A 12,177-nucleotide genomic window follows, 5' to 3' on the forward strand; every position below is an offset into this window, starting at 1 on the left:
ACCAAAAAATAAAATGAAAACAGTCATTGTGCCGGCTCCCGGCAAAATAGAAATACGACAGGTGGAAACTCCTGTCATTAATGCTTATCAGGCATTGGTAAAGACAGAAATGGTGGCTTTGTGTAATGCGACCGACAGTAAACTGGTAGCCGGAAAATTCCCCGGAGTAGATACGTACCCGTTGGCTTTGGGACATGAGAATGCCGGAATTGTGGTAGCTGTTGGCGAGAAAGTGCGTAACTTCAAGATGGGCGATCGTGTGATTGGCGGTCTTATTTCCGATTTTGGCGCACAGGGCATCAATAGCGGCTGGGGTGGTTTCAGTGAATATGTGGTAGTGAACGATTTTGAAGTATTGAAAGAAGAAGGATTGGCCACCCCTGAACAAGGATGCTGGGATAGTTTTGAAATTCAGAACGCAGTTCCTTCGCACGTACAACCGGAAGAAGCGGTGATTTCCTGTACGTGGCGTGAGGTGCTGGGAGCTTTCAAGGATTTCAATCTGACTCCGGGTAAAAAGGTGATTGTAGTAGGCTCCGGTCCTGTTGGATTGAGCTTTGTGAAGTTGGGCAAGTTGTTCGGCTTGGGACAGATTGACATTGTCGATATGCTTCCTGCCAAGTTGGAAGTAGCCCGCCGGATGGGAGCGGATAATGGATATACTCCAGCTGAAATCAGCACTCCGGAATTTATTGCCGCTGCCAATCGTTCTTACGATGCGGTTATCGATGCAGTGGGACTGGATGCGGTTGTCAATTCCGTATTGCCGTTGGTAAAGATGGGTGGAGATGTCTGCGTATACGGTGTTATGACAAAGAATCCGACGTTCGATTTGTCAAAAGCTCCTTATAACTTCGACTTGCATATGCATCAATGGCCTACCCGTTCGGAAGAAAAAGCGGCGATGACTACATTGGCGCAATGGATTGAAGAAGGCAGACTTTCTGCGTCCGATTTTATCACGCATCGTTTTACGATAGAAGAAATTGAAGAAGCCTTTGCTGCCGTTAAACGGGGGGAAGTATTGAAATGCGTATTAACTTTTTAAGAAACAAAAGATTTATAACAACTTATTAAACGACTCAAAATAATGGAAAAGAAGAATATAAACGAAGTGATTGCAGAATTATCAGTAGAACAGTTGGCAGGAATGATTGATCATACCTTTCTGAAACCTTTCGGTGATGCGTCTCCTATTGAAAAACTTTGTGCGGAAGCCCGTCAGTATCAGTTTGCGATGGTAGCCATCAATCCCGCGGAAGTGGAAACTTGTGTGAAGTTACTGGAAGGTTCGGGCGTACGTGTAGGCGCGGCTATCGGTTTTCCGTTGGGACAGAATACGGTAGAGTGCAAAGCGTTTGAAACCCGTGATGCCATTGCTAAAGGTGCAACCGAAATAGATACGGTCATCAATGTTCGTGCTTTGCAGAAAGGACAGACTGAAATCGTGAAGAAAGAAATAGAAGATATGGTTTCTATCTGTAAGCCTGCGGGAGTGATCTGTAAAGTCATTCTTGAAACTTGCTATCTGACGGATGAAGAGAAAGAAACGGTGTGCCGCATAGCCAAAGAGGCCGGAGTGGATTTTGTGAAAACGTCTACCGGATTCGGAACGGCAGGAGCAACAGTACACGATGTGGCATTGATGCGTCGTGTGGTAGGTCCGGGTATCGGAGTGAAGGCGGCAGGCGGTATTCGTGATCTCGATTCTGCGTTGGCATTGATTCAGGCAGGCGCTACCCGTATCGGTACATCAAGTGGTATTCAGATTGTAGAATCCTATAAGGAACTGAAGAAAGGTTTGTAATCGTTCTTTTTTTCAGGAAGGTAATTAAGGTAAATAAGAAGATAAAATGATAAGATCGAAATTAATGAAGCTGTTGAAGTGTGGAATGGCATGTTGTGTATTCCTCTCCATCGTAGCGTGGCAGACGAAAGACACTTCTCTTCAGCCTACCGACACAGGAGGTTTTATCGTCGAGATTCAGAAGAAATATGCGGAAGTTCAGGCGGTAAAAAAGAAAGGAAACCAAGAAGAGATAGAAAACAAGATCAAAGCCGTGCACCGGAGATTGACACGTACTTATCCGGTCTATTACGATTGGTGGTTACAGGATGGCACAACGGGTGATGTAGACTGGTTTAGTAAGAGTTTTAATCAGGAACTTTCCGTACGTTTGCAGAAACTGAACATCAACACTTCCGTGACTAATACTCCGGAAAGTATTGAGACGGCTTTCCAGTCTTATCTGAAAGCGTGTGAACAAAGACGTATCAAGCGTTTGGCAGCCTTCATAACCGATAAACCGGAGATTGTTTTTACAAAGTACAGAACATTGCGTCCTTCTTTCTTTGCTTATACCGAGGGCGTTTCGGATGCCCGTGCCGAATGTAATTACATTGCGGGCGGCGCGTTGGCGAAGATGAAGATGAATGGTATCTGGGCGGAGGTAGAAACGCTGTTGACAGATGAAGAAGGAGTGGTTCGTGATCCGAATCTCCACTTCGACGGTCAACACTTACTTTTCTCCTGGAAGAAGTCCCGTAAGGAGGATGACTTTCATCTGTATGAAATGGATTTGAAGACACGCGAAATCAAACAGTTGACTTTTGGAAAAGGACATGCCGACATTGAAGGTATTTACTTGCCGGATGATAATATCCTTTTCAACTCTACCCGTTGTGGAAGCGCAGTAGACTGTTGGTTTACGGAAGTCAGCAATATGTATCTCTGCGACAGGGAGGGACGTTATATGCGTCAGGTCGGTTTCGATCAGGTGCACACTGTCACTCCGACTCTGTTGGATGACGGTCGTGTGGTTTATACTCGTTGGGATTACAATGACCGTGGACAGGTATGGGCACAACCTCTGTTCCAGATGAATCCCGATGGAACAGGACAGGCGGAATATTACGGAATGAATAGCTGGTTCCCGACGACGGTGGCACAGATTCGCCAAATCCCCGGTACTCGTAAGTTGATGGGAGTTTTTATGGGACACCATTCTCCCCAACATGGCAAATTAGGTATTATAGATCCCGAAGCCGGACGTGATGAGAATGAAGGTGTCATGTTTGTGGCTCCGGTTCACAAACCGGAACCGGAACGTATTGACGGCTATGGGAAGTTTACTGATCAGTTTCAGCACCCTTTTCCGTTGAGTGAGACGGAATTTTTAATTTCCTATACTCCGTTGGGGTATTACGTCGGACATCCGATGGAATTCGGCGTTTACTGGATGAATGCGGACGGAGAACGTGAGTTGTTGGTTTCTGATGCACGTATATCCTGCAATCAGCCTGTATTGGTTGCTCCTCGCAAACGTCCGTTCCGCCGTTCGTCTTCGGTAGATTACACAAAGAATGAGGGTGTATACTACATGCAGAATATCTACGAAGGTAACGGATTGAAAGGGGTGGAACCGGGAACTATCAAACAGTTGCGTGTGATGGAAATTCAGTTCCGTGCAGCGGGTATAGGTGAAGTGAATGGTAATGATAAAGGTGGAGGAGCTATCATGAGTTCTCCGGTAGGAGTGGGTAATGCTGCCTGGGATGTGAAGAGAGTGCTGGGAGTAACGGAAGTATATCCGGACGGTTCCGCATTCTTTAAGGTTCCTGCACGCAGACCGCTTTATTTCCAGGCGCTGGATGAAAACGGGCGTGTGGTGCAGACTATGCGTAGTTGGTCTACTTTGCAACCGAACGAAATACAGAGTTGTGTAGGATGCCACGAACATAAGAATACGGTTCCTGTAGCAGGACATCCGGTATCTATGGCTATGAACAAAGGTATCAAGGCATTGGCTCCGGAAGATGAGATGGGTGAGCGTAATTTCAGTTATTTGAAAGAAATCCAACCGATTTGGGACAGACATTGTATTTCCTGTCACGATGGAGTGAAGCAACCGATGAGCCTGAAAGGTGAATTGAAAGTAGTAGATCACCGAAGCAAAAGAAAATATACGGATTCGTATTTGAATCTGACTCATGCTACTCGGAAAAAAGAAGAGGGATCCTGGAAAGGCAACGCGCATCATCCGGAAGTAAACTGGATCAGTGCGCTGTCCGAACCTACATTGCTCCCGCCTTATTTTGCAGGTTCTAACACGAGTAATCTGATTAAACGTCTGGAAAGCGGACATGGAGGTACTAAGTTGACTCCGCAGGAAATACGAAAAGTGGCTCTTTGGATTGACTTGCTTGTACCTTTTATCGGAGACTACCGCGAAGCGAACAACTGGTCGCAAAAGGATCTCGACTTCTACAACTATTATGATAAGAAGCGGGAAGCAGCCCGTGCGGAAGATCAGGAGAATATTCGTCAATACATTCAATCCCTTCAAACTAAACAAGAGAAAAAATGAAAAAGAAGATATTGATACCTGTTGGTATGGCTGCTCTGTTTCTTTGTGCGTCTTGGCAAGAAGCGGAAACGACGGTTTCACCGGACCGTTTGTTTTTGGCAGACAACGGGAAATCCTTGTTTGTAACAAACAGGGCAGGTTGTGAACTCATTAAAATGTCGCCCGACGGGCAGAAAATGGAAAAGAAAGTCTCTTTCTCGTCTCCTGTCAATGCCATGACGCAAGATGCGAATGGCAAACTTTGGGTGGTATGCGACGGAAACTACGGTACGATGTACGAATTGGACGGGAAGAAACTTTCGGTGCAATCTAAAACAAAAAGCGGAGCTACTCCTTCGGACATTCTGTATAATCCGTTGTCAAAGTCTCTTTGGGTGACGCAACGATTCAACAACGAACTTTGGGAGATTGACCCGGCAACCCGTAAGGTGAAAACTAAAATCGCTGTCGGCCGTGAGCCTGTATCAATGGCTGCTTTTGCGAGCGATTCCTGCTTGTTGATTGCTAATAATCTGCCGGAAATGCCTTCTACAGCTTATCCGATTGCGGTACAGCTCGACATGGTCGATGTACTTTCGAAAAAGGTTTCGGGACGTATCATGCTTCCGAACGGCTCTACGGACGTGAAGTCGGTAGCAGTGGACAAGAATCATACTTTTGCGTATGTCACTCACTTAATCTCTCGTTATCAGTTGCCTACCAATCAGTTGGATAGAGGATGGATGGCTACCAATACATTGTCTGTCATTGACTTGAAGGCAAGAAAATGGCTGACTTCCGTCATCTTGGATACTCCGCAGAAAGGAGCGGCCAATCCGTGGTCGGTCATTGTTACTCCGGATGATAAACAAATCATTGTAGCGGCTGCCGGCAGTCAGGAGCTAGTGCGCATCGATCGTATTGCTTTGCACGAACGTCTTGCCAAGGCAAAGCAGGGAGAAATGGTCACTCCTTCCATGAAAGCATGGGGTAATATACCCAATGACGCGGGATTCTTGTATGGCATCCGTGACTTCATTCCTACGCAGGGAAAAGGTCCGCGTTCGGTGGTTGCCACAGGAGGTAAAATTTATACAGCCAATTATTATACATCGGAACTGGTGTCTATGGATTTGAACGGCAAGAACGTGCAGAAGCATATTTTGGGTGCTCCGTTGGCTTTCACTAAAGTAGGTAAAGGCGATATGTATTTCCATGATGCGACCATTTGTTTCCAAAATTGGCAAAGTTGTGCAACTTGCCATCCGAATGATGCACGCATGGACGGGCTTAACTGGGATTTGCTGAATGATGGCATGGGTAATCCGAAGAATACAAAAACTCTTTTGCTTTCGCATCAGACTCCGCCTTGTATGGCAACTGGTATTCGTAAGAATGCTGAAGTTGCGGTACGTTCGGGCGTGAAGTATATTCTGTTTATGGAAGGAGAGGATGAAATCTATGAATCTATTGACGAATATCTGAAGTCTCTGAAACCTTTGCCCAGTCCTTATCTTCAGAATGGCAAACTTTCTGCGAAAGCGAAAAGAGGGAAGAAGATTTTTGAAGAAAACTGTGCAAGTTGTCATTCCGGAGAATATTATACCGACCTGAAACAGTATAAGGTAGATTGGACTACCGGACCCGATAAAGGGTTGTCGATGGACGTTCCGGCTTTGAATGAGTGTTGGCGTACGGCTCCTTATTTGTATGACGGGCGTAGTTATTCGATGAAAGATATGCTTAAGGTACACGGACCTCACAAACCAGTTTCCGAAAAAGAACTGGAAGAGTTGGAGGAGTATGTATTGTCTCTGTAATTTTGAATTTATATTTATGACAAGAATATATATTGTGATTCTGGCCTTTCTGTTTCCGGCATTTTTGTCTGCGCAGACAAAAACGTTTGCAGGAACGGATTATTCGCAAGGAATTGTCTTCGTGATGGAAAATAATCAAATCGTGTGGCAACACAAAGCTCCCGATTCCAATGATTTATGGGTATTGCCTAATGGCAATATCCTTTTCACCACCGGACATGGAGTGCTCGAAATGAGTCGTCAGAACGATACTATTTTTCATTATGAATCTAAAAGTCCGGTCTTTGCCTGTCAACGGTTGAAGAATGGAAATACGTTTGTGGGCGAATGTATAACAGGCCGTATGTTGGAAATCTCTCCCGAAGGTAAGATTGTGAAAGAAGTGTGCATCCTGCCGGAAGGAGTGAAAGAGAAAGGATTTGCTTTCATGCGTAATGCGCGGCGTTTGGATAATGGTCATTTTCTGGTGGCGCATTATGGTCCGCAGTGTGTGACGGAGTATGATACGAATGGAAAAGTGGTGTGGAACCTGGATGTTCCCGGCGGACCACATTCATTGACTCGTCTGCCTAACGGACATACACTGATTGCCGTAGCGGATAAAGATCAGAATCCGCGACTAATCGAAGTAACGGCAGAAGGAAAGACTGTTTGGGAATTATCGAATGCGGATATTCCCGGCAAACCGTTGAAGTTTTTGGGAGGCTTTCAGTATTTTTCCGACGGGCGTTTCCTGATTACAAACTGGACGGGGCATGTAAATCCGAAAGAGAAAGTACATATGTTGCTGGTAGACCGACAAAAGAAGATACTTTATTCTTTGGAAAATACTCCGGGCTTGAAGACCATGTCGTCCGTTTATAGTATGGATATTCCGGCAGGCGTTACCTCTTATCATTAATCAAAGTATAGATCATAAGAAAAAAACATTGAAATTTGCACTATGAAGTATCATCGAATAAAATGTAATTTGTATAAAGCGGAGGGAGACAGTTGGGAACAGATGGCGGAAGAATTACTTTCATCCGCCGTCCGAGAAGAGAGAGTGGTCCGTCTTGTACTCTTTACACGCTGTATGGATAATCAGGAATACAAGTTTCAACGTTCCTTTCTGGAACAATGGGTGGAGCGGCATTTCGTTTCTCCCCGTCCGGTCGTTTCGCTTGTGGCTCAAAAACCGTTGGTGGCAAACTTGGTGCTGGAGGCACATTCATTGGTGGAGGCTACGGATGAGGCACTCACAATAGAAGAACAGTTCACTTCTTCCTCTGTCCGCTACCTGCGGATCGTGACTCCTGACTATCGGGAAATAATAGCGGGAGGACTTTGTGCGGATGATTTGAATCTTCCCGTTCGCGAACAATCGGAACAGGCGTTCAGAAAGGCTGAAGAGATATTGAAAGCGGAACAGATGAATTTCGGTGACATTGTTCGTCAATGGAATTATCTGGAACGTATCACCGATATTGCACATGGCAATCAGTGTTATCAGGATTTTAATGATGTACGCACTCTGTTTTATGCTTCTTCGGCATGGGAATCAGGTTATCCGGCAGCAACAGGGATTGGCACACAATATGGAGGCATACTGATTGATTTCAATGCTGTCAGCGGAGAAGTGGATATCGTTCCTTTGGATAATGATTGGCAACGGGCGGCTCATGTTTATTCGGATGAGGTACTGATTAGTCATCGGACGGATACGGAGAAAGGAACTCCAAAGTTCGAAAGAGGAAAGTCTTTGTCCGACCGTAGGCAGGAAGTGATTTATATTTCCGGCACGGCTGCTATCCGTGGCGAGGAAAGTGTAACGACCGGAGATGTACTTTTGCAAACGGAAATCACTCTTGAGAATATCCAGCATTTGATTGGACTGGAGGAGGGAAGAGAAAATTTGCCAGAACATTCCGGTAAGTTGGGACTCCTTCGTGTCTATCTGAAGAATGAAGAAGATGTGCCGGCTGTGAAAGCCGACTTGGATAAACTTTGTCCGGATCTTCCTATTGCTTATCTTTATGCGGATGTATGCAGAGAAGAATTGTTGGTAGAAATTGAAGGGATTGCTTATTTATAATAAAAGAAAGACAGATGAAACAGATTCGACTGATAGCTTCACCGGTATTGATGTACATATTAGCGGGACTTTATGCCTTGATATTGGCAGTAGCCACTTTTGTGGAAAACTCTTATGGCCCCGCCATTGCCCGCGAGTATTTTTATTATGCTCATTGGTTTATACTGTTGCAGTTATTGCAGGCGGTTAATCTATCGGCTATGTTCCTTCAGGGGAGCTATTTCAAGAGAATCAGTAAAGGCAGTCTGATTTTTCATGGAGCTTTTCTTTTTATTTGGTTGGGGGCTGCTGTCACTCACTATGTCGGAGTGACGGGTATCATGCATATCCGTGAGGGGGAAACGGCAAACAGCATGATGAAAGATGAGGGAGCAGGGATGGAAAAGACTTCCCTGCCTTTCTCTGTCACGCTGAATGATTTCAGGTTGGAACGTTATCCGGGTTCTCATAGTCCGATGTCTTATGAAAGTGATTTGGTAATTAAGAGAGGGCATGAATCTCCTTTGCAGACAACGATTCGAATGAATAAAGTGATTGATGTGGATGGTTACCGTCTGTTTCAGTCTTCGTTCGATCCCGATGAACAAGGCACAGTGTTGTCTGTGAGCTACGATCGTCCCGGTATGCAACTTACATATACCGGATATTTCCTGTTGCTTGTTGGTTTTGTATGGACGTTGTTCAGTAAGAAATCCCGTTTCGGACGGTTGCGTAAAGAGTTGGGGGAAATGAAAAAGAATGCTCCTTTCTGTTTATTGCTTTTTCTGACTGTATCCGGCATTTCCAATATGCCAGCGTTGCGTGCACAGCAACCGGTTGCTTCCTCGCATCCATCTCCTGTTGCTTCGCAACTTCCTTGTATCTCTTCCACACATGCCAAAAAGTTCGGTAGCCTGGTAGTACTTAACCCTAACGGACGTCTCGAACCCGTCAACAGTTATACATCTGCCATTTTACGCAAATTGTATGGAGCCGATAAACTGAACGGTATGGATTCGGATCAATTCTTTCTGAATCTGCTTTCTTTTCCTGATGAGTGGGGAGCCTTTCCTTTTATCAAAGTCGATAATAAAGAACTCCTTCAACGCTTCGGCAGGGATGGCAAATACATTGCCTGGCAAGATGTGTTTGATGCAGACGGCAACTATATCCTGGCAAATGAAATGAACACGATTTACGCCAAACCGGCTTCGGAACGAAAACGGCTGGACTCGGATTTATTGAAACTGGATGAATCGGTAAATATCATATATCGTATCATGCAACACCAGTTGCTGCCGCTCTTTCCGGATGAAAATGATTCGCAGGGAAAATGGTATTCACCGGGTGATGATTTAAGTGCTTTTCAAGGGAAAGACTCTTTATTTGTAACCAAAATCATGGATTGGTATATCTATGAATTAGGTAACGGAATTCGTTCCAATAACTGGAAGGAAGCCGATAAAATCGTCGAAATGATGAATATCTTCCAACAGGCAAAGGCTAAAGTTCCCGCTATCGACAATCAGAAAGTGAAAGCTGAACTTCTCTATAATCAGTTGAATCTATTTTTCTGGTGTCGTCTGGCTTACCTGATTTTGGGCGGCATCCTACTTTTCATTGCCTGTGGAGAAATTATTGCAGACTTCACATGGGGGAGAAAACTAAGTGGTATCCTGATTGCTCTCCTGGCAATCGCTTTCCTTACGCATACGGCAGGGGTCTTGCTACGTTGGTATATTTGTGGGCACGCGCCTTGGGCGAATGCTTACGAGTCGATGGTATGTACTTCCTGGATGCTGGTAGGCAGCGGACTTCTGTTTGCCCGCCGATTCCGTATTCTTCCAGCATTAGCGGGACTATTGGGTGGAATCATGCTTTTTGTAGCAGGACTAAACCACCTGAACCCGGAAATCACTCCTTTGGTTCCGGTACTCCAGTCTTATTGGCTAATGTCTCATGTCGCTATTATCATGATCGGTTACGTATTCTTTGCGCTTTGCGCACTGACAGGACTATTTAACCTTGTATTAATGAATTTGCTTTCTGTCACCAACCGTGTGAAACTCCAGTTCCGTATCCGTGAACTGACATTACTGAATGAAATGGCAATGATCCTCGGCTTGTTCTTTATGACCGCAGGCACATTTCTAGGAGCTATCTGGGCAAACGTCTCTTGGGGAAGATATTGGGGCTGGGATCCCAAAGAAACCTGGGCATTGATTTCAATCGTTGTTTATGCATTGGTACTTCATATACGTTTCATTCCTCTTCTGAAAGGAAAGACCGACTGGTGCTTTAATCTGCTTTCGGTCGTAGCCATTCTTTCCGTTATAATGACTTGGTTCGGAGTGAATTACTATTTAAGCGGTCTGCATTCTTATGGAAAAACCGAAGGAGGGGATTTCTTATTGTGGATATGGGGACTGGGAGTCTGTCTTGTGTTTGTGTTGGCATTGTTTGCGCGTAAACGGTTGAAGAAAATCTCTGCCACATTTTTAATATTTTGATTGTCCTATTGTCGTGTTTCCAACCTTTTTCCACCTCGGCATATTGTTCCAGCTCCTTTGTTGTGATGCCTCGTCCTGTGTTCAGTCCCATTTTCTTTATATACTTGTTTTAGCATACTTTTCGCTTCTTGAACGGAAAGTTCGGAGCCTATGGGAAAAGTACGCTGGATAGATGTTTTCATCTGTCCCGACTGTTTTGTAAAACAAGATGAAACACTCTGTGTACATATCTATGTCTACGGCCTGCATGGCTTCTTTTATTTTGGTAAAGCCCTCGGGAGTAGTCAGCAATTTGTAATGTTTGTCCTGATTCTTCTCCAGAAAGTCGGTGACTTGCCGGATGCTAACCCCTTTGTAGATAGCCAATAAATTTTTGTATTCTTATCTCCTGTGAAGGTATCTGCAAAACGAGTTGTCTTATAAAGTATACTCATACTATAATTTTTTTTAGATGATTATTATATGTTGCAGTTGAGTAACTTCAGGAATGGACTTGTGTAACCGGATAGTTGCACAAGTGTAGCTGGGGAGTTGCTCAAGTGCAACATATTAATTCATGCGGATGAATTTGCTAAAAGATAATGAGCCTTTTGATATTTGTTTTTGAATATCTTCAGAAAAGTAGCGTGAAAAATTTGGTTGTATTCAAACTTATTTGTTCCTTTGCGAGATATAAACATAAAAAAACAAACATGAAAAGTTTACTGTTCTTAATGATTACTGCACTAATGTTTGCTGGATGTAGCAAAGATGAAGATAAAGATGAGTTTTATGAAAAACAAATTACTGCGAATGAATTAGAGTCCGGTACGGGGACTTATGTAATGAACAAAGGTTCGTATACATATTACTTAGTTTTTAAAAATGGGGGATTAGGATACTATACATATAAAGGAGGCAAATTTACAAGCATTCACTTTGTTGATTATTCCATAAATAGGAATGATCTCAACCTTGTTAAACATCCATACATGGAAGAAATTTTGGGAGGTGAAAAAGAATACTATACTCTTTATATCAGTTTTGTTCATTGGGGACATGAGAAAACCACAGATAATGGAACTGGAGGTGAGCAATTATTGATTAGAGGTGATAACTATCCTTATGAATTTGCGACAGGATATTATGATAAGAGTTCTATTTCTTTAAAATAATAAATCTAAAAACTTAAAGCTATAAGTGAAAAGATAATTCTCATTATAATTCTGTTTTGTGGATTTGTTCTCACTTTTTGCGAATCGGAGCAAGTAAAAATGGGAAGAAGAGTGCCATATGATAAGATAAACTCTGATTTATCATCAGGAGAGATTGAGGGTGAGTCGCATTACGTCATTGAAAATGACACTGTCCACAATTTTGTGTAAATGGAACCAGGATTCAGTTGTAAGTTTCCTCTTATATCTGTATTCTGTTTTCAAAAATAAGCATAAATTGGTTCATAATCAATC

The 12,177-nt window shown here is 43.7% G+C and carries 9 protein-coding genes; all 9 read left to right on the forward strand.

What is annotated here, in order from left to right; all coding sequences use genetic code 11:
* Positions 1-13 precede the first annotated feature (13 nt).
* The 9 genes from I2I04_RS19975 to I2I04_RS20015 all read left to right on the forward strand — a co-directional run bounded on the left by I2I04_RS19975 (position 14) and on the right by I2I04_RS20015 (position 11,883).
* On the forward strand, positions 14-1,048 hold the full coding sequence (locus I2I04_RS19975; RefSeq protein WP_195655767.1) for a zinc-dependent alcohol dehydrogenase: 1,035 nt from the start codon (positions 14-16) through the stop codon (positions 1,046-1,048).
* Between the two features lie 42 nt (positions 1,049-1,090).
* Positions 1,091-1,807 carry a deoxyribose-phosphate aldolase gene (gene deoC / locus I2I04_RS19980; protein ID WP_004304755.1) on the forward strand — a complete coding sequence of 239 codons (717 nt, stop codon included), beginning with the start codon at positions 1,091-1,093 and terminating at the stop codon, positions 1,805-1,807.
* 46 nt (positions 1,808-1,853) lie between these two features.
* The gene (locus I2I04_RS19985; protein ID WP_195655768.1) at positions 1,854-4,367 is read left to right on the forward strand and encodes a hypothetical protein; all 2,514 of its coding nucleotides are present in this window, start codon (positions 1,854-1,856) and stop codon (positions 4,365-4,367) included.
* Positions 4,364-6,166: a c-type cytochrome gene (locus I2I04_RS19990; protein ID WP_195655769.1), complete on the forward strand. Its 1,803-nt coding sequence runs from the start codon at positions 4,364-4,366 to the stop codon at positions 6,164-6,166. The genes I2I04_RS19985 and I2I04_RS19990 overlap by 4 nt, the downstream gene beginning before the upstream one ends.
* A 16-nt stretch (positions 6,167-6,182) precedes the next feature.
* Positions 6,183-7,067 carry an aryl-sulfate sulfotransferase gene (locus I2I04_RS19995; RefSeq protein WP_195655770.1) on the forward strand — a complete coding sequence of 295 codons (885 nt, stop codon included), beginning with the start codon at positions 6,183-6,185 and terminating at the stop codon, positions 7,065-7,067.
* Positions 7,068-7,109: 42 nt separating this feature from the next.
* Entirely contained in the window at positions 7,110-8,240 is a 1,131-nt protein-coding gene (locus I2I04_RS20000; protein ID WP_195655771.1) for a PTS cellobiose transporter subunit IIC, read from the forward strand.
* Between the two features lie 14 nt (positions 8,241-8,254).
* Positions 8,255-10,729 (forward strand): cytochrome c biogenesis protein CcsA, encoded by a 2,475-nt coding sequence (gene ccsA, locus I2I04_RS20005; RefSeq protein ID WP_195655772.1) that lies wholly within the window; start codon positions 8,255-8,257, stop codon positions 10,727-10,729.
* Positions 10,730-10,879: 150 nt separating this feature from the next.
* The gene (locus I2I04_RS20010) at positions 10,880-11,098 is read left to right on the forward strand and encodes a hypothetical protein (protein ID WP_195471552.1); all 219 of its coding nucleotides are present in this window, start codon (positions 10,880-10,882) and stop codon (positions 11,096-11,098) included.
* A gap of 323 nt (positions 11,099-11,421) precedes the next feature.
* The gene (locus I2I04_RS20015; protein ID WP_195655773.1) at positions 11,422-11,883 is read left to right on the forward strand and encodes a hypothetical protein; all 462 of its coding nucleotides are present in this window, start codon (positions 11,422-11,424) and stop codon (positions 11,881-11,883) included.
* The last annotated feature ends 294 nt before the right edge of the window (positions 11,884-12,177 follow it).

It is taken from the genome of Bacteroides sp. 1001136B_160425_E2 (assembly GCF_015559655.1).
Classification (GTDB): Bacteria; Bacteroidota; Bacteroidia; order Bacteroidales; family Bacteroidaceae; genus Bacteroides; species Bacteroides luhongzhouii.